This window comes from Streptomyces dysideae (assembly GCF_001514305.1).
GTDB lineage: Bacteria > Actinomycetota > Actinomycetes > Streptomycetales > Streptomycetaceae > Streptomyces > Streptomyces dysideae.
The window spans coordinates 18,948-44,987 of the sequence record NZ_KQ949131.1 but is presented as its reverse complement, the minus strand read 5'-3'; the positions used below and the strand labels follow the sequence as shown (position 1 = coordinate 44,987).

23 protein-coding genes and 2 pseudogenes are annotated in these 26,040 nt (G+C 70.5%); 10 read left to right on the top strand and 15 right to left on the bottom strand.

Annotated elements, in window-relative coordinates; all coding sequences use genetic code 11:
* Positions 1–251 precede the first annotated feature (251 nt).
* The 3 genes from AQJ91_RS45640 to AQJ91_RS45630 all read right to left on the bottom strand — a co-directional run bounded on the left by AQJ91_RS45640 (position 252) and on the right by AQJ91_RS45630 (position 4,780).
* A complete protein-coding gene (locus AQJ91_RS45640; protein WP_234383425.1) occupies positions 252–1,943 on the bottom strand; it encodes a dolichyl-phosphate-mannose--protein mannosyltransferase in 1,692 nt (563 codons plus the stop codon).
* Positions 1,944–2,399: 456 nt separating this feature from the next.
* Complete coding sequence (locus AQJ91_RS45635; protein ID WP_067035379.1) at positions 2,400–2,906, bottom strand: SigE family RNA polymerase sigma factor; 507 nt, start codon at positions 2,904–2,906, stop codon at positions 2,400–2,402.
* A gap of 377 nt (positions 2,907–3,283) precedes the next feature.
* The gene (locus tag AQJ91_RS45630) at positions 3,284–4,780 is read right to left on the bottom strand and encodes a vanadium-dependent haloperoxidase (protein ID WP_067035377.1); all 1,497 of its coding nucleotides are present in this window, start codon (positions 4,778–4,780) and stop codon (positions 3,284–3,286) included.
* A 325-nt stretch (positions 4,781–5,105) separates the two neighbouring features.
* Between AQJ91_RS45630 and AQJ91_RS45625 the strand changes: the two genes are divergently transcribed.
* From AQJ91_RS45625 to AQJ91_RS58625, 3 genes are all read left to right on the top strand, one after another.
* Entirely contained in the window at positions 5,106–5,660 is a 555-nt protein-coding gene (locus AQJ91_RS45625) for a transglutaminase domain-containing protein (RefSeq protein ID WP_234383424.1), read from the top strand.
* A gap of 131 nt (positions 5,661–5,791) precedes the next feature.
* Positions 5,792–5,941, top strand: coding sequence for a hypothetical protein (locus AQJ91_RS56995; protein WP_234383423.1), 150 nt, complete (start codon positions 5,792–5,794; stop codon positions 5,939–5,941).
* A gap of 208 nt (positions 5,942–6,149) precedes the next feature.
* Positions 6,150–6,554, top strand: coding sequence for an alpha/beta hydrolase (locus AQJ91_RS58625; RefSeq protein ID WP_407697053.1), 405 nt, complete (start codon positions 6,150–6,152; stop codon positions 6,552–6,554).
* Here the strand turns inward: AQJ91_RS58625 and AQJ91_RS45620 are convergent.
* Positions 6,455–6,877 (bottom strand): annotated as a pseudogene (locus AQJ91_RS45620) (amidohydrolase family protein); the annotation flags it as partial. The gene AQJ91_RS58625 and the pseudogene AQJ91_RS45620 sit on opposite strands and share 100 nt — an antisense overlap.
* Between AQJ91_RS45620 and AQJ91_RS45615 the strand changes: the two are divergent.
* A pseudogene (locus tag AQJ91_RS45615) lies at positions 6,860–7,188 on the top strand (TetR/AcrR family transcriptional regulator); the annotation flags it as partial. The pseudogenes AQJ91_RS45620 and AQJ91_RS45615 sit on opposite strands and share 18 nt — an antisense overlap.
* Before the next feature lie 37 nt (positions 7,189–7,225).
* Here AQJ91_RS45615 and AQJ91_RS45610 read toward each other — a convergent pair.
* Both AQJ91_RS45610 and AQJ91_RS45605 read right to left on the bottom strand, forming a co-directional pair.
* Positions 7,226–7,888 (bottom strand): response regulator, encoded by a 663-nt coding sequence (locus AQJ91_RS45610; protein WP_067035372.1) that lies wholly within the window; start codon positions 7,886–7,888, stop codon positions 7,226–7,228.
* Positions 7,885–9,009 (bottom strand): sensor histidine kinase, encoded by a 1,125-nt coding sequence (locus AQJ91_RS45605; protein WP_067035369.1) that lies wholly within the window; start codon positions 9,007–9,009, stop codon positions 7,885–7,887. The genes AQJ91_RS45610 and AQJ91_RS45605 overlap by 4 nt, the downstream gene beginning before the upstream one ends.
* Before the next feature lie 241 nt (positions 9,010–9,250).
* Here AQJ91_RS45605 and AQJ91_RS45600 point away from each other — a divergent pair, with 241 nt between their 5' ends.
* Positions 9,251–9,661 carry a DUF6223 family protein gene (locus AQJ91_RS45600; RefSeq protein WP_067035367.1) on the top strand — a complete coding sequence of 137 codons (411 nt, stop codon included), beginning with the start codon at positions 9,251–9,253 and terminating at the stop codon, positions 9,659–9,661.
* A 215-nt stretch (positions 9,662–9,876) separates the two neighbouring features.
* Positions 9,877–10,212 carry a winged helix-turn-helix transcriptional regulator gene (locus tag AQJ91_RS45595; protein WP_067035364.1) on the top strand — a complete coding sequence of 112 codons (336 nt, stop codon included), beginning with the start codon at positions 9,877–9,879 and terminating at the stop codon, positions 10,210–10,212.
* A 63-nt stretch (positions 10,213–10,275) separates the two neighbouring features.
* Here AQJ91_RS45595 and AQJ91_RS45590 read toward each other — a convergent pair whose 3' ends face one another.
* Entirely contained in the window at positions 10,276–11,166 is an 891-nt protein-coding gene (locus tag AQJ91_RS45590) for an LLM class flavin-dependent oxidoreductase (RefSeq protein WP_067035361.1), read from the bottom strand.
* A 107-nt stretch (positions 11,167–11,273) separates the two neighbouring features.
* A complete protein-coding gene (locus tag AQJ91_RS45585; RefSeq protein ID WP_067035359.1) occupies positions 11,274–12,293 on the bottom strand; it encodes an aldo/keto reductase in 1,020 nt (339 codons plus the stop codon).
* A gap of 153 nt (positions 12,294–12,446) precedes the next feature.
* On the opposite strand from AQJ91_RS45585, the gene AQJ91_RS45580 reads away from it, so the two are divergent.
* Entirely contained in the window at positions 12,447–13,037 is a 591-nt protein-coding gene (locus AQJ91_RS45580) for a TetR/AcrR family transcriptional regulator (protein WP_067035355.1), read from the top strand.
* A 41-nt stretch (positions 13,038–13,078) separates the two neighbouring features.
* Here the strand turns inward: AQJ91_RS45580 and AQJ91_RS45575 are convergent, their stop codons facing one another.
* The 5 genes from AQJ91_RS45575 to AQJ91_RS45555 form a co-directional block, all read right to left on the bottom strand.
* A complete protein-coding gene (locus tag AQJ91_RS45575) occupies positions 13,079–13,297 on the bottom strand; it encodes a hypothetical protein (protein WP_067035352.1) in 219 nt (72 codons plus the stop codon).
* A 132-nt stretch (positions 13,298–13,429) separates the two neighbouring features.
* Positions 13,430–14,287 carry a peptidoglycan-binding domain-containing protein gene (locus tag AQJ91_RS45570; protein ID WP_324618059.1) on the bottom strand — a complete coding sequence of 286 codons (858 nt, stop codon included), beginning with the start codon at positions 14,285–14,287 and terminating at the stop codon, positions 13,430–13,432.
* 516 nt (positions 14,288–14,803) lie between these two features.
* Positions 14,804–15,478: an expansin EXLX1 family cellulose-binding protein gene (locus AQJ91_RS45565; protein WP_079085695.1), complete on the bottom strand. Its 675-nt coding sequence runs from the start codon at positions 15,476–15,478 to the stop codon at positions 14,804–14,806.
* A gap of 158 nt (positions 15,479–15,636) precedes the next feature.
* Entirely contained in the window at positions 15,637–15,849 is a 213-nt protein-coding gene (locus AQJ91_RS45560) for a hypothetical protein (protein WP_067035343.1), read from the bottom strand.
* A gap of 8 nt (positions 15,850–15,857) precedes the next feature.
* Complete coding sequence (locus AQJ91_RS45555; RefSeq protein ID WP_067035340.1) at positions 15,858–16,316, bottom strand: hypothetical protein; 459 nt, start codon at positions 16,314–16,316, stop codon at positions 15,858–15,860.
* Positions 16,317–16,428: 112 nt separating this feature from the next.
* Between AQJ91_RS45555 and AQJ91_RS45550 the strand changes: the two genes are divergently transcribed.
* Positions 16,429–17,091, top strand: a complete 663-nt coding sequence (locus tag AQJ91_RS45550) for a lipoprotein (protein ID WP_067035336.1) — start codon at positions 16,429–16,431, stop codon at positions 17,089–17,091.
* Between the two features lie 944 nt (positions 17,092–18,035).
* On the opposite strand, the gene AQJ91_RS45545 is transcribed toward AQJ91_RS45550, so the two are convergent.
* Together AQJ91_RS45545 and AQJ91_RS45540 are read right to left on the bottom strand one after the other, a co-directional pair.
* A complete protein-coding gene (locus AQJ91_RS45545) occupies positions 18,036–18,818 on the bottom strand; it encodes an alpha/beta fold hydrolase (protein WP_067035333.1) in 783 nt (260 codons plus the stop codon).
* 108 nt (positions 18,819–18,926) lie between these two features.
* Complete coding sequence (locus AQJ91_RS45540; protein WP_067035330.1) at positions 18,927–20,312, bottom strand: cytochrome P450; 1,386 nt, start codon at positions 20,310–20,312, stop codon at positions 18,927–18,929.
* 312 nt (positions 20,313–20,624) lie between these two features.
* Between AQJ91_RS45540 and AQJ91_RS45535 the strand changes: the two genes are divergently transcribed.
* Together AQJ91_RS45535 and AQJ91_RS45530 are read left to right on the top strand one after the other, a co-directional pair.
* Positions 20,625–23,090: a SpoIIE family protein phosphatase gene (locus AQJ91_RS45535; RefSeq protein ID WP_067035327.1), complete on the top strand. Its 2,466-nt coding sequence runs from the start codon at positions 20,625–20,627 to the stop codon at positions 23,088–23,090.
* Positions 23,091–23,191: 101 nt separating this feature from the next.
* Positions 23,192–25,897, top strand: coding sequence for a SpoIIE family protein phosphatase (locus AQJ91_RS45530; RefSeq protein WP_079085693.1), 2,706 nt, complete (start codon positions 23,192–23,194; stop codon positions 25,895–25,897).
* Positions 25,898–26,040 lie beyond the last annotated feature (143 nt).

Genomic DNA, 26,040 nt, shown 5'->3' with positions numbered 1-26,040 from the left:
CTAAGGGGCTTTTCAGAAGTTCTTCGGGAACCGGTCGGGAACCCTGGGCTGGTCCAGGGCGCGTCGGTGGTTGGCTCGACGAGCCCTGGACACACAGATCGACGGAGCCGACCTGCCGTGTCACGGCTGGAGTCCCGAGGAACTCAAGGCGGCTTGGCTCAGACGATGCGGGAAGGGCGGCCACGGCCCTGGCCCGTCGCATCCGGGTGAGCCACGGTGCGGCACGACGTCGGAGACCGTGAGGACGCAGTTCAGATCCAGGTGTCGAGCCACATGCGCGTGTGCCAGCTGGGATAAGGAATCGTCAGGCCCGTGTAGATCGGGAAGAAGTAGATGAAGTTCCAGGCGATGAGCAGCACCAGCGCGCCCGCAGCCACCGCACCGCGTTTGCGGCGCTTGTCATTCATGCCCGGCGGACCCAGCAGCGCGCCCAGCATCATCGTCACGGCCAGGCACAGGTACGGCACGAAGACGACGGCGTAGAAGGAGAAGATCGTTCGGTCCTGGTACAGGAACCACGGAAGGTAGCCGGCACCGACCGCGCACAGGACGGCGCCCGCGCGCCAGTCGCGGCGCAGCGCCCAGCGATAGAGCAGATACACCAGTGCGCAGCATGCCGACCACCACAGCAACGGCGTGCCCAGGGCGAGGATCGCCTGCGAGCAGTCGGAGGTCGTCTGGCAGCCGTCCTTGCCGGGTTTCGGCGACTGGTAGTGGAACAGCACAGGGCGGCCGAGGGCCGGCCAGCTCCACGGGTTCGACTCGTACTTGTGCGGAGTGTGCAGTCCCACATTGAACCGGTAGACCCCGTACTCGTAGTGCCACAGGCTGCGGAGCGGGGCCGGGATCCACGACCAGGTGCCGCCGCGGCCGTCCGCCCAGTGCCGCCCGTGACCGTCGTCGGACAGGAACCAGCCGGTCCACGTCGCCAGATACGTCACCACGGCAACCGGAAGGAGGGAGAACACCGACCGGCCGAGGTCCCTGCGCAGCACCGCCCGGTACGGGTGGCGGGCTCCCGCGACGCGGCGGGAGCCGACGTCCCACAGCACGGTCAGGATCATGAAAAAGACCAGGAAATACAGGCCGTTCCATTTGGTCGAGGCCGCCAGTCCCAGGAAGAAGCCGGCTGCGAGCCGCCATGGACGCGCTCCGGTCCCGGCGCGGTCGCCGGTGTCCTGGTCCGGGCGTGCGCGGCCGTCCTCAGCCACTGGTAAGGCTGCCGCGAGCCGGGCCCGCGCGCTGTCCCGGTCGATGAGCAGGCATCCGAACGCCGCCAGGACGAAGAACATGACGACGAGGTCGAGCAGAGCGGTGCGGCTCATCACGTAGTGCAGACCGTCCACCGCCAGCAGTGCGCCGGCCAGGCAGCCCAGCACCGTCGACCGGAACAGGCGGCGGCCTATGCGGCACAGCATCAGCACCGACAGCGTGCCCAGGACCGCCGTCATGAAGCGCCAGCCGAACGGGTTGAGGCCGAACATCCACTCGCCGAGGGCAATCACCCACTTCCCGGCCGGCGGGTGCGCGACAAAGGTTCCGGTGTCGGAGAGCGTGATCACCTGGGGGTCGGCCAGGATCTGCGGGTCGGAGACCTTTCGGTCCGGCCAGGTGCCCTCGTAGCCGAGCCGCAGCAAGGACCAGGCGTCCTTGGCGTAGTACGTCTCGTCGAACACGACCGCTCGCGGACTGCCCAGACGCCAAAAGCGCGGCAGCCCGGCAAGCAGCGCCACCAGCAGCGGCCCGCCCCGCCCCGACCAGCGCGCCAGCCGGTCCGCCGCCACCGGGGACAGCCCGAGCGTGCGCCACAGCCGTGACGGAGGCTCGGGAAACGGCACCACCAGGCGGTCGCGCACGGACGTACGCGGCCGCTCTGCATACCCGAAGAGGCGCAGCCGCCGTTCCCAGGAGGTCGACCGGCGATTCGCCGCCTTCCGCGGCACGTCGACGGACGCGGTCGCGTTCTCACGGATCACGTGGTCAGCTTTCCCCTCGGGACCGCTTGAACCTGGCCAAGGCGCTACCTCGCAGTTGAGGTCCGCGTCGGCATCGGCACCGGCCTGGTAGGTGACGTGTCGGTCGGCATCGGCGCCCCCTTGGCAGTGGAGGCGGGGCGGGCCGTCGACGGCTTCGGGACCGACTCGGCAGAGGTGACGGGGCCAGGCTGAGGGCCAGTAGGCCCCCCCTGAGCGAAAGAGCTCGGCAGGACCATCAGTCCGACTCCAAGTCCGGCAATGGTCAGCACGGATCCGGTGGCCAACCAAGCCCTCCGGGCGCGCCGTCGGGCGCGAACGCCGGCTTGCAGTCGATATCGGTGCCGGTCCTCGTAGGGCGTGTCCTCCTGGCTGTCACGCATCATCCGTGCCAGCTCCTGCTCGAAGTGATCCATGGCTCCTTCTTCACTCCACCGGCTTGACGGTGTCAGCCAGAAGCTGCCGCAACCGTCCGACGCCGCGTGCCGTGAGCGAACGGGCGGTACCCACCGGACACCCCAGCACTTCCGCGACGTGTCGCTCGGGCAGGTCCTGGTAGTAGCGCAGCACCACCGCAGCCCGCTGCCGCGCCGGCAGCAACGCCAGCATGGCTTCCAACCGGGTCCGTTCGTCCACGGCGGCGGTCTCGTCTCCCAGCTCGGGCGGGTCGGGCAGCTGGTCCACGGGGTGCTCGCCCCACCAGCGACGCCGTGCCGAGCGCGCTGCGGCACGGGCCAGGACCCTGCGCACGTATGCCTCGGGCGCCTGCTCGGCCACCTTCGGCCAGGCAAACCACAGCTTGACGAGCGCTTCCTGCAGCAGATCCTCGGCCCGGTGCCGGTCTCCGCCGGTGAGCAGCCGCGCCAGGTGAAGCAACGCCGACCACCGAGCCGCCACGAACCGGTCGAACTCATCGGCCCGCAACTGCCCCATCAGCGTCGTCCCTTACCTCAACTCACCCCTACACCTTCCATAAAGACACTGGCCCCTCCCCCGCTATGCACCCCCGACATGTGGTGTGGCTCACACAGGTCCAACCCGACGGTGCCCTCGACGCGACGTGCCTGCCCGCTCTCCCCCTGTGCCGCAACCCATCTGACGTTCTTCCAGGCCGACCCATCACTCCAACGGCACTCATCCGCCTCCGACATGCCCGCGGAACCCGCCTGTCCCCCGGCACGGACACCGATGCCCGGACGACGCCCCGCCACACGCCCTGAGACGCTCGGCGACAGGCACGCCCGGGCGGCAATCGATGCTCCGCGGACCGGGTGGTGGGCGCGTGCACGATCGACAGGTCGGCCGTGAGGTCAGACGGCGAGGGTGGTGCCGTCGAAGCGAGTGAGGGTGAAGACCGCGTCCTCCAGAGTCGACTCCTTGACCTCGCGCAGCACGCCGATGGCGACCTCCTCACCCAGCCGCACAGCCTCGGTGTAGTCGGTACGCCAGTGCACGCCCGCCATGTTGCGCCCGGTGGCGACGTTGGCGGCGACCTTGTTGAGCTCACCGCCGACGGTCAGCCGGTCGGCGTCCGCACCGGCGTACGGCTCCAAGGCCGTACCGTCGGTGGTGGGCACGACCGGGTCGGGCAGGATGTGCGACTCGTTGAACCACGCCTTGAGGATGGTCACGCACGCCCCCGCCACGGTGGCGTGTCCGGAGCCGTAGGAGGGGTGGGTCGGGCTCCCCTCGGGGAACGCCTGGGGCAGCAGGTAGCTGCCGTACTTCTCGAAGACCCGCTTGACGGCGACGGAGTCCAGCACCCCGGAGTCGATGGGATACTCTCGCTGTCCGCGCAGCTGCTGGTGGACCCGGCCGCCGAACTCCTCCGGCCGCAGTCGCCGGTGGACGTACCACTTCTGGAACCACACCGCCTTCAGGGCACGGGTGGCCACCTCGGTGACGAGCGAGAGGATGTGGGGGCCGCCGTACGTCCCGAATCCGATCTGATTGCGGGAGAAGTTGTACGGATTGCCCGGATCCACCGGCGCTTCCATGCCCAGCAGGATGAGGGCGGCGTTCAGGTACGCCTCGTACAGCGCGTCGAAGTGCACGTAGTGCGCCAGGTCCCGCGGCGTCTGGATGTACCGCCGCCGCGCGAAGTCCCGCTCGTCCGGCTCGGGTTCGGAACCGTTCTGCACCTCCAGCCAGTCGCCCCAGGTGGTCAGGTGGTCGACCGGGCGGACCAGGGTGTCCTGCCGCTGCGGGATCAGCAGCGTGCCGTACGGGATGTCCTTGAGCAGGAACTGCGAGAGATACGGCCCGGCCAGGTCGCCCCGGGTGTCCCCGCGGAAGATGGTCTGCGGAGTGACCAGGCCGTTCTGCTTGGGCGCCCGGAAGTCCTCCAGCCCGCTCAGTTCGGTGGCCGCCTCGGCGACCAGCTCGCTGTCGCCGAACCGCGTGAACAACACGTCACGGCACAGCGCCATCCAGTACAGCTCGACCGCCTCGGCCGAGTTCTGCGCGCTGTCGATGCGCGGCGCAGGCGGCATGGACAGCGCCTGAGGGTCCGGGCCCTGTCCGTCGAAGGCCAGCCCGGCCTGCGGGTTGACCAGTTTGCGGGTGTCTGCGAGCGGGATCCGCTCGAAGTCCTCGTAGCTGCCGGTGGCCAGCGCCCGCAGCAGCAGGTGGTAGGCGGCCGGGTCGACCTCTCCGTACTTGTTGTGCGGCAGCGCCTTGGAGTAGGTGCAGACGAACGGGTGGTCCGTCTCCTCCCCGTTGCCGGCGTGGACCGGTACGTGGCGCTGGAACTCGGCCTCGGCGGCCCGAATACGCGCGTCGCGCGCAGCAAAACGACGATCACTCATACCAATTCCCCGTATCCCCCGTGAGCAGTACTGAGCTGTACTGAAGTGGCGCGTGGAGTCGCACCCCTTACCCATGAGACTCCCGGCCGCGTACGACCGTTGCATGGAAAACGGGCCATCGCGCATATCTGCACAAATGCAGTACAGGACTCCGAATGAGACCGGACGCAGGCGATGACACCCGAACAGGCGCCCAGGGTTCAGCCGCGCGCGGCGCTGCTACGACCGTGCAGGTCGCGCGCGCGTCGATGTCTCGCAGAGGCGTCAGAGGTCGGCGGCGCTGAGCCGGCCCGGATGTCAGACCGGGCCCTTACCATGCCCGGTTATGACCGATGACGTGCTCAACTACTCACAGCCTGGCCCCTTCACGACGTTGGACGCGACGCAACTCCCGCTCATCGAGGGGCTGCCAGACGACCCCGTCGGCATCTGCGCCGCCGTTCAGAGCCTCGTCATCCAGCCCACGGACGCCTCCGCGTCAGGGATTCCTGAGGAGCGGATCGCGGAGAAGAACATTCGGCCCGCCAACGAACTCATTGCCGTGCTGACCGCCCTGGATCCGGCTCCACTGCACCAGCCTCGAACGCCCGAAACGCGGGTGATCGGAACCTGCCGTCACTTCGCCACGATCGCCTGCGCGATCCTGCGGGCGCGCGGCGTCGCCTCCCGCGCCCGGTGTGGTTTCGGCACCTACTTCCAGGAGGGGTTCGGCTTCGACCACTGGATCACCGAGTACTGGGAAGACTCCCAGCACCGATGGGTGCGCGTCGACACCGAACATCTCGGCAGGAACTTCGTCGCCCGCCCGGACGACCTCGCTCCTGGCGAGTTCCTCACGGGCGGCGAGGCGAGGCATGGGGCCAATACCGACGCGGCCTGATCGATCCACACACGTTCGGCACGGCCGGCACCGACCATGCCTGGGGACCACATGAGATCAGCGGCAACGTCGTCCGCGATCTCGCCGCGCTCTGCAAGCAGGAGACACTGAACTGGGACGAGTGGGGCCTCATGACCGCGGCTTACGAGGGCAGGACCGGACCCGACTACGACCAGCTGATCGACGCGGTCGCCGATGCCTGCTCCAAGGACGATCTGCCGGCCTTGACCCGCCTGTTCGCCAACCCGGATCTGGCAGTCCCCAAGCACGTCTTCGGTTGAGTCGGGTCGGCGATGCCGGACGCCCGATCTCAAGAACCGGGGCACACCCGAGTAGGTCTGAGGGGCAGCCGTGCAGCTCGGCAGGCGTCCTGAACCCCCTGTACATCAGGGGTGCCCGCCGGTGAGACCATCGAGTTCGCCTGGGACGACAGCGCGATCTACCCCGGCACGTCACCGAAATTCTGGGTGCATGTGCCCGCGCGCACGCATGGTGGTACCTGGATCCCGAGGGGGAGTCCGCGGCGCGATCGTCCTGGACAACCTCGTCCACAGCGGTGACATCCCGGTCACCATCGGCGTGTTCGTCGACCCCGGTGTCTTCCCCGACGCCGAGGATCCGAAGAACCGCAACACCGAGTACGACGCATTCGACGACCGGTGGGGCATCTGCGGTGGCAGCAGCGCCGGCAACTGCGCCTTCACCGCAGCGTGGCTGCGCCCGGACAGGTTCCGCCGAGTCATCGGGTGCCTGTCCGGCTTCACCCAGATGCCAGACGGCAGCCCCTACCCGGTGGCGCCCGCGTCGCGCAGATGCCGTAGCCGCCAGGCGTGGGCGGCTCGGTCGGCGCCCAGGCGGCGGGACCATCCGTCGGTGCCGTCGGCGCGGGTGTAGGCGGTGTGCGGGGGTTGCATGGACGCCGTTACGCCGAGTTGCTCGAACCTGGGCAGCAGGTCGTCCGGCGCGGTCTCGATGTGTTCGATGCGGTGTGCCCCGTGGCCGGACGGTCCCAGTGCGGCCACCACGTCCAGGACGTGCCGGACCGCCGCGTCGCCGATGGCGTGGGTGGCCGTGCGAACCCCGGCCGTGTGCAGGTGCCGTACGGCGGCGGCGTACGCCTCGGGGTCGGGCCAGAAGGCGTGCGTGCCCTGCCCGTGGCAGTCGGGGTGGTCGAACCAGGCCGTGCCGCCCTCGACGGTGCCGTCCATGACTCCGCCGCAGCACTCCTGACCGTCCGGGCTCCCCGGTGCTGGAACAGTACGAGCGGGCGGTGACGCTGCTGCTGAACGCCGGATTCGCCGCCGGTGAGGTCATGCCGCTGCTCATCGCCCTGGAGAACCTGGTGCTGGGCTCGGCGCTCGACCTCGCGGCACCGGAGAAGATGTGGGAGCTGACGGACGGCACCCCCACGCCTCGGCTGGCCGAGGCGCCGGCGGCGGTGGGCGAGGGGCGAGCGGACCGGGCGTTCGAAGTGGGGCTGACCGGTTTCCTGTCCCTCGCGCGGGCCACGCGGGTCGCCCGGACCTGACGCGCGGCCTCCTGCCCGAGCGGCGGGCCCGTCGAGGTCAGCGGTTGCGCGGGGCGACCAGGCCGGATTCGTAGGCGAACACCACGAGTTGGGCACGGTCGCGGGCGTGCAGCTTGGTCATGGCCCGGTTGATGTGGGTCTTCGCGGTCATCGGGCTGATCACCATGCGGTCGGCGATCTGGTCGTTGGACAGGCCCTGCGCGACCAGGGCGACGGCCTCGCGTTCGCGGTTGGTCAGCTCCTTCAGCTCCGGGCCCACATGGGTGGGCAACGGCTGGGTGACGTACCGGTTGATCAGCCTGCGGGTGATCGACGGTGCGAGCAGGGCGTCACCGCGCGCGGCGACCCGTACGGCATGAAGGAGATCCTCCGGCACGATGTCCTTGACGAGGAATCCTGCCGCACCGGCACGCAGCGCTTCGAAGACGTACTCGTCGAAGCCGTAGTTGGTGAGGATGACGACGTGCACCCCCGCCAGGGCCGGGTCCGCGGCGATCTGCCGGGTCGCCTCGATGCCGTCGACGACGGGCATCCGGATGTCGATGAGCACGATGTCGGGCAGCAGTTCCCTGGCGAGGGCCAGGCCCTCCCTCCCGTCGCCGGCCTCGGCCACCACCTCGATGTCGTCCTCGAGGTCGAGGAGCGCACGGAATCCGCTGCGCAGAAGCGGCTGGTCGTCGACCAGCAGGACACGGATCACGACGCCCGGTCCACGGGGAGTTCGGCCTGGACGGTGAAGCCGCCCTCGCCGCGCGGCTCCGCCCGCAGCCGACCGCCGAGTGCGGTGACTCGTTCGCCCATACCGAGCAGGCCGACGCCGGGCACCGGGGCGGTGTCCGGTGTGGCCTTGCCGTCGTCGTCGACGCGTATCGCGAGGGCGTCCGGACGGCAGTCGATCCGGACCGACGCCGTGACGGCGCCCGCGTGCCGGACGATGTTGGTGAGCGATTCCTGAACGATCCGGTAAGCGGTACGTTCCACCGCGGCCGGCACGTCGTGTCGTTGCCCTTCGATCGTCAGCGTCGCGTCCAGGCCGATGGTGCGGGCCCGTTCCACCAGTTCCGGGACGTGGTCGAGCCCTCGCGGCGGGGCCGTGTCGTCGTCGCGCAGCGCCTCCAGGGTGGCGCGCAGCTCCCGGGTCGCCTCACGTCCGGCCTCCTGGATCGCCAGGAGGGCCGCCGGTACCTGTTCGCCGCGCTTGCGGGCCACATGGACGGCGACTTCGGCCTGCACCTTGATGATCGAGATCTGGTGGGTGAGCGAATCGTGCAGTTCCCGCGCGATGTGCAGCCGCTCCTCGTCAGCGCGGCGCCGTGCGGTCTCCTCCCGGGTGCGCTCGGCCTCGTCCGCCCGCCGCTCGGCCTGCCGCAGCGCCTCCCCCGCGGCGCCGGCCGCGATCAGCCAGGCAATCTCGAGAGCGCCTCGGGCCTGCGTGAACGCCTCGCCCGCGTCGTGCAGGGAGGCCAGGGCCGCCAGAGGGAGGACGGCCAGCATGGTCACGCTCGCCGCGATCGTGAGGGTGCGGTGTCCCTCCCGTACAGCCGCGTACACCGCGAACAGGTACGCAACGGCAGGCACGTCGAAGCCGACAGCCTGGTAACTCACCGCGCACAGCCCGGTGACGGCCAGGACGGGAACCGGCGCTCGGCGGCGCGCGACCAGCGCCAGCCCGCCGACCGCCAGGAGCACGTAGCCGAGCAGGTCGAGGTTCGTGGCGGAGTGCTGCCCGGACAGCCCGGTGACCAGCAGCGTCACCGCCACACCGACGGCGATCGCCCAGTCTCTTACACCGTCCGGGATTCCGGGCCCTCCTGTGGTCATGCGCGCACCCTAGCCGGATGCCGCCACGGGCGAGTCCGGCTCGGGGACGAGCGGCCGGCTACCGCGCACGCAGTACCTTCGCGGCGTCTGCGGCATCCGCGGCATCCGGGTGCGCCATCGGCGGCAGCGCGAAGTGCATGCGTCCGCGGGACGACCGGCGGTGCGCCCGACGACATGATCGGACGGCATCCACACCTCGGAAACGACACCACGACAGACACGCACGAAAGAGGAGAGGGACATGAGCTCATCGGGAGCCTTGATGTCGGTCCACCTTGCGTTTGCCGCGCCGGCGGCCGCGCACGCCTCGCTCCAGCCGGCCGCCGCGAGTGTGTTCTCCCTGAGCGCCGGCCGGCTCGGGGCCAGCTTGGCCGCCGTGCTGGGGCTGATCGGCGTGGTCGTCGGTGTGCTGGCTCTGGTGCGGCCCGCCGGTCGTTTCGGCACCGGCTCCGGCTCCGGGCGACTCGGCACCATCGTGCCCTTGGCGGCGGGGCCGATCGCCATGGGCCTCGGAGGGCTGGTCGTCGCCACCTCCGACGGTGGTATCGGCACCGGCAACGGGCTGGGCGGGGCCATCGTGGCCCTGGTGGTGGGGCTGATCGCCCTGGCCCTCGGGGGGCTGGCCCTGGCCCGCTCCCGTCGCGCCGGGTGACCTGCGGCGCCGGTCGTGGACGGTGGGCCTGCCGTCGGCGGGAGGCGTCACGGAACAGCGTCGCTGAAACGCCGTAGCGCAACGCCTCGCGCATCCCGGCGACGACGGGGCCACCCTGGGCGCCGGTGGCGCCGTGAATCACATAGGTTAGGGAAGCCATTAGTGCACACGATGCATCAGTTACATCAACTGCACTAATGGACTACGCTCAAAAAATGACCAACCCCTGCCTTCCTGAGTGCGGTGTCGCCCGCTTCCTCACCCTGCTCAACGGCCCCTGGGCCACCCTCATCGTGCGCGAACTCCTGCACGGCCCCCACCGCTTCACCGAGCTCCGCGCCGCCCTGCCCGGCATCAGCCCGCACACCCTGACCAGCCGGCTGCGCCAGTTCGAAGCTCACGGCATCGTCACCCGCACCACCTACGCCGAGATCCCCCCACGCGTCGAATACCGTCTCACCCCCCTCGGCCAGGGACTGCGCGACGTCCTCGACGCCATGGGTACCTGGGCCATGTCGGTCCCCGATCCCCAGCCGGACAGCGCCTCGTGAGGCAGAGTTGGAAGCGGCCTTCGGGTCAAGGCGGCGCACAGGGCGCACGCTGCTGACCCGGGCTCAGAAACCGGCACTTCGGGCCGACGCGCTGATCAGCTCGTCGGTGACCCACCGGGCGACGTCGGCGGGGTAGGGCGCCGGCAGTCCGAGGACGATGTGCCGGAAGCCGGCGTCGAGCGCTTCGCCGATCGCGTGCCGGGTGGCGCTGGGCCGGTCGTAGACGACGGGCAGATGGATCGAGCGGGTGACCGAGGCGGGGTCCCGGCCGATCTCGGCGCAGTAGCGGTCCAGGAGTGCGCTGCGGCGGACGGCGTCGTCGATGGCGCCGCCCGGGATGTTCCACAGGTCGGCGTGCTCGGCGGCCACGCGCAGCGTCGCGGACGAGCGTCCGCCGATGAGGATCGGCGGGTGGGGGCGCTGGACGGGTTTGGGATTGCCGAACGCGCCGGTGAGGTGGTGGTGGATGCCGTGATGGTCGAACGGTTTCTCCTCGGTCCACAACCGCCGGATCACCGTGCAGGCTTCGGCGAGGCTCCCCACGGCGTGCGCGGTGTCGTGGAAGGGCAGGCCGTGTGCTGCGTACTCACGCCTGGCAAGGGGAGGGCTGGGGCGTGAGCCGACGCCGATGCCGAAGTCGAGCCGTCCGCCGGAGACGATGTCGACGGTCGTGGCGATCTTGGCCAGCATCGCGGGCGGCCGGAACCTGTTACTGGTCACCAGCACGCCGAGTCGCAGTCGTCGGGTGTGGGCGGCGAGGGCCGAGAGCAGCGTCCAGCCCTCGAAGGTCGGCCCGTCCGGGTCGCCACCGATCGGCATGAGGTGATCGAACAACCATGCGTGCTCGATCTCCGGGATCGCGTCCGCCTCGCGCCAGACCCGCAGGACGTCGTGGTAGTCGACCTGCATGGGGGCGGTCATGATTCCGAAACGGGGCCGGGGTGTGTGGGGCATGGAGCTGTTGGTCCTTTCCAGGAGGAGCACCTTCTCGCCGGACGCCTGCGCGGTTCCCTCGGACTCGGGAACCGCGGGACAGGATGTGGACGCCGCGCCTCGGGCGATCAGCGGCGCCGCAGTGACGGGTCGAGCAGCGCGGGCGGAGTGTCGTACTTCTCGTGCGCGGCGAGGTCGGTGCCGGGGGCGACGATCGCGTCGATCGCGTCAAGTACGTCGTCGGAGAGCACGGTGTCGGCGGCGGCGAGTTGCGCGTGCAGGTGGTCCGGCGTGCGGGGTCCCATGAGCGCGCTGGTGACGGCGGGGTGCGCGGTCACGAAGCCGAGCGCGAGCTGGATCATGGTCAGGCCCGACTGGTCGGCGACCTCGGCCAGCTGCTCGACGGCGTCGAGCCTGGCCCGGTTGGAGGGGATGGTGGTGTCGAAGCGTTCCGGCATGAACGTCGAGCGGCTGGTGGTGATGTCCCGGCCCTCGCGGATCGCGCCCGACAGCCAGCCCGAGGCCAGCGGGCTCCACACCAGCACACCGAGCCCGTGCTGCTCGGTCACGGGCAGTACGTGGGCCTCGATCCCGCGCTGCAGGATCGAGTAGCTGGGCTGTTCGGTGACGTAACGGCTCAGGTGATACTCGCGGGCGGCCCACTGGGCGTGCACGATGCGGTAGGCCGGGAAGGTCGAGGAGCCGAAGTAGCGGATCTTTCCCGCGCGCTGCAGGTCGGTCAACGCCGACAGGGTCTCCTCGTCGCTGGTGCTCGGGTCCCACCGGTGGATCTGGTAGAGATCGACGTGGTCGACACCAAGGCGGCGCAGACTGTTGTCCAGCGCGGTGGCCAACCAGCGGCGGGAACTGCCCTGATGGTTGCGCTCGTCGCCCATGGGCATGGTCGCCTTTGTGGCCAGCACGATGTCGTCGCGACGGCCGGCGATGGCCTTGCCGACCATTTCTTCCGACTCGCCGTCGCTGTACATGTCGGCGGTGTCGATGAGGTTGATCCCGGCCTCGAGGGCGGCGTCGACGATGGCGGTGGCCTCGTCCTGGGTGGTGCGTCCGATCGCACCGAAGTTCATCGCGCCGAGCGCGAGGGAGCTGACCTGCACACCGGTGCGGCCCAAGGTGCGGTACTGCATGACCGTGTTCCTCCATTGCGGATGAAGCGTGGTGGCAATGTGTGGCTTGGTTGTCGGCCCTCTGCTCTGACATCATGAGCAAACGGAACCTCGTTCCGGAACGATACGGAACACCGTTCCGTTTAGCAAGGTCGGTAGCGGAGGAGCGGCGCGGTGAACGACGGCGACGAGGGCGCAGGGCGTGCAGTCCGGTCCAAACGGGCGGACGCCCGGCGCAACAAGGAGACTCTGCTCGACGCGGCCGCCGCGGTCTTCGTCAGGTCAGGCGTGGAAGCGCCGGTACGCGACATCGCAGCCGAGGCCGGCGTCGGACTGGGCACGATCTACCGCCACTTCCCGACGCGAGCGGACCTCATCATCGCCGTCTACCGGCACCAGGTCGACGCCTGCGCCGAGGCCGGGCCGACCCTGCTGGCGACCAACGCGACTCCGCACGCCGCACTCGGGCAGTGGATCAACCTCTTCGTCGATTTCCTGGTCACCAAACACGGACTCGCCGCCGTGCTGCACTCCGACGACGCCGGCTTCGACACGCTGCACGCCTACTTCCTCGACCGGCTCGTGCCCGTGTGCGACCAACTGCTCGACGCCGCAGCCGATTCTGGCGAGATTCGATCCGATCTGGAGGCCTACGAGCTCATGCGCGGCGTCGGGAACCTCTGCATCGGCGCGGACAGCGACCCCCGCTACGACGCACGTCGACTGGTCGAACTCCTCATCGCAGGACTACGCCGGCCGCACTGACCTTCGCCGGCCCAGCCCGGTTCAGGGGTAAGGAACCGCAGTCAGGCACCCAGGCCAAGAAGAGCCACTTCAAGCGGCATGGCGGGCTGAGCGGGGAGAGCCGGAGGTTCCTCGCCGCGGCCCGTGTGCGTGGGCGCGACCGTACGCAGGCCCTTGATGCCGTCAGCCGCCCACGCCGCGTCCGTCGCCGGGAGGGACAGTGTCATGCGTCGGCCGTCGGGCAGGGTGGTCTCCAGTTTGGTCGGGTCACTCGCCTGCATGGCAGCCCTCTTCCCGCGTGAACAGGACACGCACACTATGAACATCCGTCCTCACCGTGGAGGACGATCAGGCGAGCAAAGAGGTTCCAGCCGAAAAGGCCGGGGCCCGCCCGGCCAAGGCCTCGAACGACGTCATGGCTCCGAGGTTTCGGACTCGAGGGAGGTCCGGGTCTCTTTGCCGTAGACACCCGACTCGTCCCGCAGGATGACGCGGGTGAGCTGGTATCCGCTTACCGCGTTCTCGACCTGACGGTCGTAGTTGCCGTTGATGTCACCGTTGTAGAAGCCGATCTGCCGTAGGCGGAGCTGGAGTTCGGTGACCTCAGGTCCCGAGTCGCCGAAGCGGAGGACGGGGGCCACTCCGTCCGACGTACTCGGTGCTGGTGCGGCCGTGGCGGTGACGTCGGCGCTCGGTTTCGACTCGGTCGGCGTGGTGGAGCCGGTTGGAGTGGCCGGGCTCGCGGCCGGGGAGGACGGTGAGGTCTCGGACGGTTCCGGCGCGGACACCGTCGAGGACGGAGACACGGACGACGTATCGCTCCCGGACGATTTCTCCGGCACGCTCGCCCGCATGCCGTCGGGCTGTGAGCCGTCGCGCACGGGGCCCGTGTACGAGAAGAGTCCGCCGACGAATCCCCCCGTCACCAGGACGGCCGCGGCGGCTCCCGCGCCGGTTGCCAGCACGGCTCGGCGCCGCCGTCGTCGACGGTCCTGGGTGCTGTCGGCCGAGGGGTGCTCGTCGCGCGGCGCGGGGGTGTGGTTCGGCCCGTCTTCAAGCGGGCTCGTGGGTGCGCTGCCCAAGTCCTGCAAGAGAGTTGGCTGTTGCGTGGCTCCGGACTTCCTGGCGGCGTCCACCTGTTCGTCCGTGCCGGTGCTTTCGGCTTCGGACGAGGTCGTAGAAGCGTCCGGGGGCGCGGAGTTGTCTCCGACTTCCACGAACGGGCGTATACGCAGCGGATCGAAGTCCTCCGCGGCGGCCGCCTCCGCCATACGCGTCTCGCGGTGAGCGTCGGACGCGCGGCGACCGCAGGTGCAGGCCGGTGTGCCATCCGCTGCCCGGGACGTGCCGCATTCCGGGCAGACGGGGCCTGTCGGTTCGCTCACCCATGACCTCTCTTCGAACAGGCTTCAGATTTTAAGCACATCTTCTCCACACGCTCCCCAGAGGTCACTCAGAACCGGAGTTCAGGCGTCTGGAGGGTCGAAAAGAAGCCAACACGCGGAGGACACGCCGACCTGCACCACGGCCGGAAATCGCCGGGTGACCGGAAATGTCCCGAACCGACTCCTCCACCACGACGCCCGGCGGCTTCACCGGCTGCAGCCTCGCCACGGCCACTGGGCAGCGGCCGGTGCGGCGGCATCCTCGACGAGGACACCGCCGAAGGCGTCGAAGCGATCGAGGAGCCGTGCACCGGCGCGGGCCGATCAGCGATTCGTCGTACGGGCGGGCTGACCACGACCGCGGTCCTGCGGGACTGGGCCTGCCCGCAGGACCACGCGAGGTCATCGTTTGTCGAACTGGGCCCGGCCGGGCTGGTCGACGTTCGGGGTGATGGTGATGCCGGTGTCGGTGAGGGTCTGGCCGTGGATGTCCGTGATCCGGATGTCGGAGCCGCAGCCGGTGCCGTTCTCCGAGACGAAGTAGTTGTATTCGTAGCGCGGCAACTGTCGCCACGTGGAGCCGGTGCGGACTTCCAGAGTGGCGACGGGATTGCGGTGGTTGCGTACCTGGATGCCGCACCACCACTGCGAGGAGCCCTCCTTGTAGCGGTAGGCGACGGGGCCGCCGATGTCCGGGCTGACCAGCTGCCAGGTGATCGGTACCCGGCCTGCCACGGGGTCGGCGATGCGGGCGAAGGCGCGTTCGCCGAGATCGATGTCTCCGGGGGCGCACTCCGGACAGCGGTCGACGATCTTCACCGTGATCTCGCCTCGTGGGCCCTTGACCTTGAGATAGGCCCCGCACATGCGGGAGTTGTCGTAGTCGGTGTGATTGAGGGCCGCGATGCCGATGTCGCTGGTGGCGTCGTAGAGACAGTTTCCGACACCGGTCGCGCCGTAGAACGTACCCTCACCCGAGTAGGTGAGGCCGGGCTGGACGCGGGCGTGTGCCGGTGACGCCGTCGTGCACAGGAGCGCTGTGACGCCGGCGAGGAGAACAAGGGGTCTGCTGCGCATGCGGGTGCCTTTCGAGGACGGTGCGGCGTGCTCGGGCAACGCGATCCTGGCGGCATCCCCAGATCACTTGAAAGTGCAATTACGGTCGTGTGTCGGGGCGTTCTGCGCGCAGCCTGCCAGGCAGGCGCCGGTCGGCAGGCTGCGCAACAGAGCACGGGTCACGCGCCGCTGCCCGCAGTGAACGGCCCGAACTCCCAGGTGCGGTTCGCGAAGACCGGCGAGTCCGCGATGCTGATCCGTACGTCGTCGACCTTGAGGTCGTCCTGCGTCGGGGTCATGCCCTCGGCGCATTCGACCTGCACCGGCGCGAAGTTGACGAAGAAGCCCGGTCCGAAGTCGTTCGTCTCGGTGGTGCGGTACTGGTACAGCACGTACGACGTTATGGGGTGCAGTAGTAGGAGGACATGCGCCGCTGTTCCTCCACTTCGAAGGCGGTGCTCCGGTCGAAGACGCCGTTCTCGTCCATGCAGCCGAAAGTGCGGGACGTTTCGACGGTCGCCTGGAAGTGGGAGTTGTCCTCCACTCCCTCGGTGTAGCCGGGCTGTTCGCGCACATGGCTCAGCTTGGTGTAGATGGAGAAGCCGCCGCAGCCGGCGGTGGGCCAGCAGTCCCGGATGTACAACTGGCACTTGTACGGCCCGAAGTAGGCGTTGGGGTCGGGTGTGTAGGGCTGCGGGACGATCGCGTTGAACTCCCTCACTTCCATCTCGACGCGTGGCACGTCCTCCGCGGCGTCGCTGCCCTGGCCCACGGCCTGCGCCACGGCCGGCCCCGCGAACACCAGTGCCGTCCCCGCGAATAACGTGACCAGCAGTCTGGCCACCCTCGCCTTTCGCATCGCTGTCTCCCCTTGTGTCGTTGTACGACACGACATACGACCGACCGTGCCGTCGGATGGTTGTCCCGCGCGCGTTACTGTGTGCGGCCGGAGAGGGAGTAGGGAGACAGACGTGCAGGTCGGGGTGGGGGTGCCGGGGCGGCGGGTCGTATGTGCGGCCTTGCTGGCGGTGGTGTTGGCGGGTTGTTCGGAGGACGGGGAAGCGGTGGACGCCAAGGCGTCCGGGACTGCGTCGGCGGGCGCGGCTGTCGGCAAGGGCGGCACACTCGGCGGGGACGGGTCCGCGTGTGAGCTTCCCGTCGCCTTCGACACCGCGGAGGGCTGGACGGCGGAGGCCGTTGACGCACAGGCCGGGCAGGACGCCGCGGACGAGCTGGCCCGCGAGGTCGCCGATGCGCTCCTGCGGCAGGGGCCCGTCACCGCCGCCTGCGAGATCGACGCCAAGCCCGCCGGGCACATCGGCTTCCTCCGGGTCTGGACCGGCGAGCCCGGAGACGACGACGCCCGTGCCGTTCTGAAGGCGTTCGTCGGCGCGGAGAGCAACGTGAGCGGGGAGACGTACCGGACCTTCACGGCCGGTGAACTCGCGGGCGTCGAGGTGGAGTACCTCACCACCAGCAAGATCCTGGAGGAGACGAAGACGGAGCGGGCCCTCGCCGTCACCACCGCGCGGGGCCCCGTTGTGCTGCACCTGGGCGGCTTGGACAGCGAGGAGCACGAGGCGATGCTCCCGGCGTACGAACTCGCCAAGCGCACCCTCCGTACCACGGCCTGAGGGCCGGGACCCGGTCCTTCCCGCGGGCCCCGGCGGCCCGCGATCGCCACGATCGGCTCCGTGCGCAGGACCTCCGTGGTGAAGCCGCCTGCCTCGAAGGTCGTGGTGACCTTCGAGACCAGTTCGGTACGCCGCCCGACCGGCGGCTCGTAGAACGCGTACAGGGTCCCGGCGGGTGCCAGGAGCCTTGTCGCGAGCGCCAGTTCGGTGCGGGCGGGGCCGGTCCAGAACAGGTTGACGTTGATCGCGAAGATCCTGTCGAAGCGACAGTCGGTCAGGCCGCCGAGGCCAGGGCGGGCTCGGTGAAGGCCGCCGTGGCGATCGTGGCCTGCCGTCCCGCAGCGCGGCGGCATTGCGGCGTTCGGCTCGGGACGTCGCCGTCGTGGAACGGTCGATGGCCGCAAGGTGCGCAGCGCCGGGTCGGGGTCCTTCAGGTGCAGGGCGGGCGGGATGGGTGGTGCGCCGTCGAGCTTCAGGGTGTACGTCCCGTCCGGCCCGGGCTTCTCCTCGGTCACCGTGGCGGGGAGGGTGCGCAGGCAGTCCTCGGTGGGCGTGGTGCGAGGCTTGGGGCACGGGTGTGCCGCGTGGAACGCCCGTGCCGTGTCGCGGGCCTCGTCGATCGCGAGCAGTTCGAGGGCACCCGTGGGTGCCAGTAGCAGGCCCAGGAGGACGGCGCCGGTCCCCCAGGCTCGGCGGCGCCGGGTGTGGGCGCTGCGGCGGGTTTCCGCCGTCGTCGCCGATGCGCGCCGGCGTTCGGCCCGTTCGCGGGCCCGGCAGGCCGCTCGGGCCCTCCGGTGGCGGAGTTCGCTCCTGCGGTGCCTTTCCGTCTGTTCCTGTCGTGGTCCGGGCATGTGTGGTGTCCCCCGTCGTCGTCCGCTGTTCCGACAGGGAGAGCCACCATGCCCGGCCTGTGATGCAGGGCCGTGTGGCGGGAGTGGGGGTGGTCAGTAGGCGGGGCCGGTGAGGAAGTGGGCGATGGCCCCGGTCAGTTCCTCCGGCTTCTCCACCGGCAGTTCGTGGCCGGCGTCGATGATGCGGACCACCGCGTCCGGGTAGGCCTTCGCCATCCGCAGCATCTGCCCCACCGGCAGTTGGATGTCGTGGTAGCCGTGCACCATGAGGGTGGGGACGCGGATCTCGCCGACGCGGTCGAGGACGTCGAAGGCCCGCATGGCGCCGTAGAGCGTCATCACGACCTCCCGGGGCGTGTCCGCGGACGCGCGGATGTACTCCCGGACCACCTCGCGCGGAGAGCCGGGAGCGAACGCCCGCTGGATGTTCGCGGCGACGAACAGCTTGAACGGGGCGAGCGTCGACACGGCCATCAGCAGGCCGCGGCCCCGGCTGTAGGCCATCTTGCCGATGGAGTTGACCAGGACCAGCCGGTCCACGCGGTCGGGGTGGGTGAGGGCGATGGTCTGCGCGATCATGCCGCCCATCGAGTGGCCGATCAGAACGCATCGTTCGATCTTCAGGTGGTCGAGGAGGGCGAGGACGTCCGTCGCCAGTTCCTCGATCGTCCGTACACCCGCCCCGCCGCTCTCACCGTGCCCGCGCAGGTCGAGGCGGATCACCCGGCGGTTCCCGGCAAAGTGGGCGACCTGGTGGTCCCAGCGGTGCCGGTCGGCCGTCCAGCCGTGGACGAACACCAGGGGTGTGCCGTCGCCGTCGCGGGGGCGCTCGTCGTCATACGTCAGTGCTGCGCCGTCGACTTCGAGCTGCGGCATGGGGCGCCTCCTGCGGTGCGGTCCGGTTACTGACCGGTACGGTAACCGGCCGCCGAGGGTGCCGTCACTGCCGTGGCCGCCCTGAGCGGTGGTTTCCCGGCGCCGGGCTCACGTCTTTCGGTGGTAGGCCATGGCCATCGTGTCGGGTTTGACGGTGACGACAGCCTGGGGGCGGGGCGGGCGGGAGGTGAGCTCGAAGGCCGGCCAGATCTGCAGGACGGTCGCCAGGATGATCTGGAGTTCCGCCCAGGCGAAGTTCTCGCCGATGCATTTGCGGCGTCCGTCGCCGAACGCGAGGAAGGAGCCCCGGGCGGCCGCCGCGCGGCCGGCTTCCCAGCGGTCCGGGTCGAAGGTGTCGGGGTTCGGGAAGTAGGCGGGGTCGTGCTGGTGCAGGTAGGGGCTCCAGACGACGTCCGCCCCTTCGGGGATGTGGTGACCGCCGAGGTCCAGGTCGCGCTCGGCGGTACGGGTGACCATCCAGGCCGGGCCGTACTTGCGGATGGCCTCCTGCAGCACCTGACGCGCGTAGGGAAGCCGGTCCACGTCGGCGTAACGCAAAGGGCTGTCCCCGCACACCTCGCGCAGTTCCTCGCGCAGCCGCTGTTCGATGTGGGGGTGTCGGGTGATCTCGTACAGGGTCCAGGCGAGGGTGGTGCCGGTGGTCTCGATTGCGCCGGTGAGAAGTGTGATGGCCTCGTCCTGGAGCTGTTGCCGGGAGAGCTGGTCCCCGGCCGAGACGAGCGTCCGGAACAGGCCGGTCGGCTCCTGCGTCCGCGCGGCCGCGTGGGGGCACTGGGTGGTCTGCGTCTCTTGGCTCCCGGGGTTGCTCGCGTGATCGATCGCGCTGTCGATGAGGGCGCGCAGGCGGGCCACGCGGTCCGCATGGGCGCGGTTGGCGGGCAGCGGGAGGCGGGTGATCCAGCCCGGGAGGATCGTCTGGCGAATCGTTCCTGCCATGATGGCGGGCATGAGCGCGGTGAACTCGCCCTCGATGTGTTCCGGCAGGTCCGTGCCGAACAGGGCGACCAGGAACGCGGCGAGGGTGATGTCGTTCATGTCCGCGTACACGTCGCGCGAGTGGCCCTCGGGCCAGGCGGCGACCATGGACCGCACCTGGTCGATCATGGCGTCGCCACGGCCGGCGATGTGCGCCTTGTTGAACATGGGCTGCATCAGGCGGCGGTTGCGCAGGTGGGTGTCGCCGTCGGCAACCGTGGCGAGTCCGTCACCGAAGAAGACCCGCAGCGCGTCGATGATCTTCCCGCCCTTGGTGAACCGGGCGGCGTCGGTCACCAGGACGCGGCGGGTCAGCGCGGGGTCGGTGACCACGTAGGCGGGGGTGGGGCCGATGCCTATGCGCACGACGCTGCCGTACGCGCGCAGCGAGGTGAAGAAGGGCAGCGGGTCACGGGCGAGCCGATGGGCATGTCCGATCAGCGGCCATCCGCCGGGAGCGGTCGGTGCCGGGGTGGGCGACGGTACGGGGGCGCTCATCGGGCGCATCACTCCTTGTCAGGTAGCGGTCAAACGCGCCGATCCATGCCCAAGAGCGTGACGGGGGATGCCTCCGGAGTGTTATCACCGCCTCACATTCGCAATCGAGGAGGTTCGGTGGAGGGGATGGTCACATATCCCTCGGCAACTCCCCTGCCGTAACGGCATGGTGGCCGGCCGGTGGCCGTGCGGCGCCGCAGTCCTGTGGACGGCGGTGCGGCCGTTCCCGCGCCTCCCAGGTGCGGGCCGGACGCGTTCGGGCGCATTCTTGCTGTGTCGCCCGCGTGACGGCGTACGGACGAGGTAGGGCCGATGACTGGGAGCGCAGAGCGCACGCCCGGACGGCTGGCGGCGTTGCTGATCGATGCCTCGGTGGAGGCGGTCGGCACGGCCGACGGCCATGCGGGAGGGGTCTATCTGCGGTCCCGCACGCCCGCACTGCTGCGGCTGAGTGTGCTCGCGGGGCTGCCGGGGCCGCTGTTCCGTCCGTGGTGGCGGCTGCACGTGGACAGTCCGTTCCCGGTCGCCGACGCCCATCGGCTCGGCGTGGAGGTGGTGCTGCCGAACGCGCTGGAGACGATGCGCCGTTATCCGCAGTTCGCGGCCGGTCTGCCGTTCTCGTTCGGGTCCCTGTACGTCCCGGTCGTGGGGGCGTCGACGGCGTTCGGTGTGCTGACCGTGCTGCGGCCCCCCGCCGAGGACGCCACCGAGCTGCTGCCGGTGCGGGAGCGCCTGGGGCGATTGGCGAAGGAGCTGGGGGCGGCGCTGCGGGAGCTGGAGGGCGATGATCCGTCGTTCGTCGCCTGGGACGGTGAGCCGGTGTGCGTCCGACCGCCGGCCGGGCGTCCGCCGCCGGGGCCCGTCGGGCGGTTCGCCTGGGATCCGGCGACGGATGCCGTGACCGTGGATGGGCGGCTGGGAGTGGAACCGGACGCGACCGTGCACGCGCTGACCGATGCCGTCGCTTCTGGTGCGGCGGACGCGTTTCTGGCCGCGCTGCGGCAGACGGCCGCCGGACGGCCGCCCGGACTGCCGCTGTACCTGCGCGGCGCGGACGGTGCGCTACGGCGGGTGGAGCTGCGCGGGGCCGACGACGGCGTGCCGGTGCTGGGCACCGTCCACGATCCGGGGGCGGCCTCGGTGGCGGACGAGGCGGCCGATCTGCTTCCGGACGGGGTGTTCTGTCTGGACCGACTGGGCGTGGTCGTCTACGCGAATCCACGGGCCGCGCGGCTGCTCGGCCGGCCGCGGGGCGAGCTGCTGGGCCGGGCCCTGTGGGAGGGCGTACCGTGGCTGAACCAGCCCGCGTGCGAGGACCATCTGCGCGGTGCGCTGCTGTCGCCGGATCCGGTGCACTTCGATGTCCGGCGGCCGCCGCCGGACGGCGCGGAGCGCGGCGCACGCGCGTACGAGGGTGGCTGGCTCACCCTGTCCGTGCATCCGGGACGGTCTCTGCTGACCTGCACGGTCCGCCCGGGGCACCGGGTGGTGGACGCCTCGTCCAGTCCGGCTCCGGAGACGGGTGGCGCGGCGTCCGCCATGGCCCCCTTGTACCGGCCCATCGTGCTGGCGATCGCGCTGACGGAGGCGGTCACCGCCCGTCAGGTGTCCGCCGTGGTCATGCGGGAACTGCTGCCCGCGTTCGGGGGCAACCGGCTGGCCATCTATCTGCTCCAGGAACGGCATCTGTACCTGGCCTGGGAGACCGGTTTCCCGCAGGGGTTCCTGGCGCCGTTCGAGGGGGTGGGGCTGGATGCGCGGCTGCCCGGGGTGGAGACGCTGACCGGCGGCCGTCCACTGTTCTTCGACTCGATGCAGCAGCTGGCCGACGCCTATCCGGACATCGCGCTGGACGCGACGGAGGGGGCGCGGGCGTTCCTGCCGCTGATCGCCTCGGGGCGGCCGGTCGGCTCCTGCATCCTGGGCTTCGACCGGCCCCGCAGCTTCAGCACCGAGGAACGTACGGTGCTCACCGCGCTGGCCGGGCTGATCGCGCACGCCATGGAGAAAGCACAGCGCTACGAGAGCGAGGCGGCGCTGGCGCGCGGGCTGCAACAGGCCCTGCTCCCCCGGCGGCTGTCCGAGCATCCGCTGGTGGAGACCGCCGGGCGGTATCTGCCCGGCACTCAGGGCATGGAGGTCGGCGGGGACTGGTACGACGTGGTCACCGCCGGGGACGGGCTGGCCCTGGTCATCGGGGACGTACAGGGGCACGGCGTGCAGGCCGCGGCCACCATGGGACAACTGCGCAGTGCGGTGCGGGCGTTCGCGCTCGGGGACCGGCCGCCGGACGAGGTGATGAGCGGGACGAACCATCTGCTCATCGACCTCGACGCCGGTCTGTTCGCGAGCTGCTGCTACCTGCGGCTCGACCCGGCGACCGGGCTGGTCCAGGCCGCCCGCGCCGGGCATCCGCCGCCGCTGCTGCGCCGGCCGGACGGCCGGACACACGTGGTGGAGCTGCCCGGCGGGGTCGTGCTCGGCGTGGACCCGCACGCCCACTATCCGGTGGCCGAGCTGCGGATCGACCCCGGGTCGGTGCTGGCGCTGTACACGGACGGGCTGGTCGAGCGGCCCGGGGTGGACATCGACGACGGCATCGGCGCGCTGCGGGTCGCGCTGGCCAAGGCGGGCGCGCCCGCCGCACGCCAGGGCGGCCGTTCGCTGGCCGGGATGGCCGACCGGCTCACCGCCACGGCCCGGCGCACGGCGGACCGGCCCGACGACATCGCGCTGCTGCTGGCCACGCTGCGCACCGCGCGTCCGCGGGGGCGGTGAGCCGTGATCGTCCACCAGCCGGTCCCTGCGACAGAGACCACACCTGTCACGGTGGGTGGCCTCTCTCGCCTCCGGGGGCCCGGCAGTGTAGACATGGGCACATGGTCCGACTAGCGGGTCGATCCGAGGCCCGGCCACCCCGAACTCCCGGCGGTCTACGCGCCCTTCATGCGCCCGGCCGCGCCAGGGGGGCGGCGCTGCGTGGACGCAGCGTCGCCGGGCAGGTGTTCGTCCTGCAGGTGGTGATCGTGCTGCTGCTGGTCGTGGCCGCGGTGGTGGCGCTGGTGCTGCAGGTGCGGCACGACACCACGAAGGAGGCCACCAACCGTTCGGTCGCGGTCGCCGAGGCGTTCGCCAACGCGCCCGGCACCCGTGAGGCGCTGACGAGCCCGGATCCCACGGCCGTGCTGCAGCCGCGGGCCGAGGCCGCCCGCGAGGCGACGGGCGTGGACTTCATCGTCGTCATGAACACCGACGGCATCCGCTACACCCACCCCAAGCCGGACCGCATCGGGAAGAAGTTCGTCGGAACCCTCGGCCCCGCGCTGGCCGGGGAGGTCCTGACCGAACAGATCACGGGGACCATCGGGCCGTTGGTGCAGGCGGTGGTGCCCATCAAGGACCCCGACGGACAGGTCGTGGGCCTCGTCTCGGCCGGGATGACGACGGCCAACGTGGGCGGCGCCGCGGACCGGCAGCTGCCGCTCGTGCTGATCGCCGCGGCCGTGGCACTGGCCCTGGCCACCGCGGGTACGGCGCTGGTCAGCAAGCGCCTGCTGCGGCAGACGCACGGGCTCGGACCGCATGAGATGACGCGGATGTACGAGCATCACGACGCGGTCCTGCATGCCGTACGAGAAGGCGTGATCATCGTCGGCGGCGAGGGGCAGTTGCTGCTCGCCAACGACGAGGCGCACCGTCTGCTCGACCTGCCCGCCGACGCCGAGGGGCGCCCGGTCCTCGACCTCGGTCTGGCTCCCGACACCGCCGGGCTGCTGGCGTCCGGACGGGTGGCCACGGACGAGGTGCACCGGGTCCAGGACCGACTGCTGGCCGTCAACCAGCGGCCCACCGACCTCAAGGGCGGGCCCTCCGGCAGTGTGGCCACGCTCCGCGACTCGACGGAGCTGCGGGCGCTGTCCGGGCGTGCGGAGGCAGCGCGGGAACGGCTGAACATGCTGTACGACGCCGGGGCGGCCATCGGGACGAGCCTGGACGTGACCCGGACCGCGGAGGAACTCGCGGAGCTGGCGGTCCCGCGGTTCGCGGACTTCGCCACCGTGGACCTGTTCGACCCCGTGCTGGGCGGCGGCCAGCCGGAGGCGGTGACCCCGCTGCGCCGTACGGCCTTCAGCGGGATCCGCAAGGACGCGCCGCTGTATCCGGTGGGCGAGCGGATCAAGTTCGTCGACTCCTCACCGCAGGCGCGCAGTCTGAGTGGCGGTCAGGGCGTCGTCGAGCCGCGGCTGAGCGAGGCGCCGGGCTGGCGCGCCCAGGATGTGGAGCGGTCCGCACAGGTCGTGGAGTACGGCATCCACTCGCTGATCGCCGTGCCGCTGCGGGCCGGGAGCCTGGTGCTGGGCGTGGTCAGCTTCTGGCGTTCGGAGAAGGCCGAGCCGTTCGACGCGGAAGAACTGGCCCTCGGCGAGGAGCTGGCCGCCCGGGCCGCGGTGTCCATCGACAACGCCCGCCGCTACACCCGCGAGCACAGCATGGCGGTGACCCTGCAGCGCAGTCTGCTGCCCCGCACGCTGCCCGAGCAGAGCGCGCTGGAGATGGCCTACCGGTATCTGCCCGCTCAGGCGGGAGTGGGCGGGGACTGGTTCGACGTACTGCCACTGTCCGGTGCCCGGGTCGCGCTGGTGGTGGGGGACGTCGTGGGACACGGGCTGCACGCGGCGGCCACCATGGGGCGGCTGCGGACAGCCGTGCACAACTTCTCCGCCCTGGACCTGCCGCCCGACGAGCTGCTCGCGCTGCTGGACGAGCTGGTCGCCCGCATCGACCAGGACGAGGCGCAGGAAGGCGGCAGCGCGCCGGTCACCGGCGCGACCTGTCTGTACGCGATCTACGACCCGGTCTCCCGGCGGTGCACCATCGCCCGCGCCGGCCATCCGCCGCCCGCGCTGATCCGGCCCGACGGCGGCGTCGACTTCCCCGACGTGCCCGCCGGTCCCCCGCTGGGGCTCGGCGGACTGCCGTTCGAGACGGCCGAGCTGGAGCTGGCCGAGGGCAGCCGGCTGGTGCTGTACACGGACGGGCTGGTCGAGGACCGGGAGCGGGACATCGACGTGGGCCTCGAACTGCTGCGCACCGCGCTGGCGCGGGCCGGCGAGTCGCCCGAGGACACCTGCCGGGCCGTGCTCGACGCGCGGCTCCAGGACCGGCCGAGCGACGACATCGCCCTGCTCGTCGCCCGGACCAGGGCACTGGCCGCCGACCGGATCGCCGAGTGGCAGGTACCCTCCGAGCCGTCGGCCGTCGCGGGCGTACGCGCCTCGGTGACCCGGCAGCTGGCCCGGTGGGACCTGGACGAACTGTCCTTCACCACCGAGCTGATCCTGAGCGAACTGGTCACCAACGCGATCCGCTACGGCGGTGCTCCCGTCCGGGTGCGCATGCTGTACGACCGCAGCCTGATCTGCGAGGTCTACGACAGCAGCAGCACCTCGCCGCATCTGCGCTACGCGGCGATGACGGACGAGGGCGGGCGCGGACTGTTCCTGGTCGCGCAGGTCGCCGACCGCTGGGGCACCCGCTACACGTCGGCCGGTAAGGTCATCTGGGCCGAACAGCAGCTGCCCTGAGGCGAGTTGACCACCCGGGCCGCCGGACGCACGGGCCACTCCCGACTCATAAATCACGCTTATGAGCTCATAGACCGGACCCGCGTACCGACTTAGGCTTGCCTTAGCTTAGGCTTCCCGTCGAGTCGATCTATCACCGCTCG

What these genes read in the sequence shown, in the direction of transcription:
- AQJ91_RS45630 (WP_067035377.1), bottom strand. Translation starts at nt 4,780, where the DNA reads ATGAGTGATCGTCGTTTTGCTGCGCGCGACGCGCGTATTCGGGCCGCC.
- AQJ91_RS45585 (WP_067035359.1), bottom strand. Translation starts at nt 12,293, where the DNA reads ATGCAGTACCGCACCTTGGGCCGCACCGGTGTGCAGGTCAGCTCCCTC.
- AQJ91_RS45625 (WP_234383424.1), top strand. Translation starts at nt 5,106, where the DNA reads ATGACCGATGACGTGCTCAACTACTCACAGCCTGGCCCCTTCACGACG.
- AQJ91_RS45565 (WP_079085695.1), bottom strand. Translation starts at nt 15,478, where the DNA reads ATGCGCAGCAGACCCCTTGTTCTCCTCGCCGGCGTCACAGCGCTCCTG.
- AQJ91_RS45570 (WP_324618059.1), bottom strand. Translation starts at nt 14,287, where the DNA reads ATGGCGGAGGCGGCCGCCGCGGAGGACTTCGATCCGCTGCGTATACGC.
- AQJ91_RS45555 (WP_067035340.1), bottom strand. Translation starts at nt 16,316, where the DNA reads ATGCGAAAGGCGAGGGTGGCCAGACTGCTGGTCACGTTATTCGCGGGG.
- AQJ91_RS45590 (WP_067035361.1), bottom strand. Translation starts at nt 11,166, where the DNA reads ATGCCCCACACACCCCGGCCCCGTTTCGGAATCATGACCGCCCCCATG.
- AQJ91_RS45600 (WP_067035367.1), top strand. Translation starts at nt 9,251, where the DNA reads ATGAGCTCATCGGGAGCCTTGATGTCGGTCCACCTTGCGTTTGCCGCG.
- AQJ91_RS45595 (WP_067035364.1), top strand. Translation starts at nt 9,877, where the DNA reads ATGACCAACCCCTGCCTTCCTGAGTGCGGTGTCGCCCGCTTCCTCACC.
- AQJ91_RS45535 (WP_067035327.1), top strand. Translation starts at nt 20,625, where the DNA reads ATGACTGGGAGCGCAGAGCGCACGCCCGGACGGCTGGCGGCGTTGCTG.
- AQJ91_RS45635 (WP_067035379.1), bottom strand. Translation starts at nt 2,906, where the DNA reads ATGGGGCAGTTGCGGGCCGATGAGTTCGACCGGTTCGTGGCGGCTCGG.
- AQJ91_RS58625 (WP_407697053.1), top strand. Translation starts at nt 6,150, where the DNA reads ATGGTGGTACCTGGATCCCGAGGGGGAGTCCGCGGCGCGATCGTCCTG.
- AQJ91_RS45605 (WP_067035369.1), bottom strand. Translation starts at nt 9,009, where the DNA reads ATGACCACAGGAGGGCCCGGAATCCCGGACGGTGTAAGAGACTGGGCG.
- AQJ91_RS45530 (WP_079085693.1), top strand. Translation starts at nt 23,192, where the DNA reads ATGGTCCGACTAGCGGGTCGATCCGAGGCCCGGCCACCCCGAACTCCC.
- AQJ91_RS56995 (WP_234383423.1), top strand. Translation starts at nt 5,792, where the DNA reads ATGACCGCGGCTTACGAGGGCAGGACCGGACCCGACTACGACCAGCTG.
- AQJ91_RS45575 (WP_067035352.1), bottom strand. Translation starts at nt 13,297, where the DNA reads ATGCAGGCGAGTGACCCGACCAAACTGGAGACCACCCTGCCCGACGGC.
- AQJ91_RS45540 (WP_067035330.1), bottom strand. Translation starts at nt 20,312, where the DNA reads ATGAGCGCCCCCGTACCGTCGCCCACCCCGGCACCGACCGCTCCCGGC.
- AQJ91_RS45545 (WP_067035333.1), bottom strand. Translation starts at nt 18,818, where the DNA reads ATGCCGCAGCTCGAAGTCGACGGCGCAGCACTGACGTATGACGACGAG.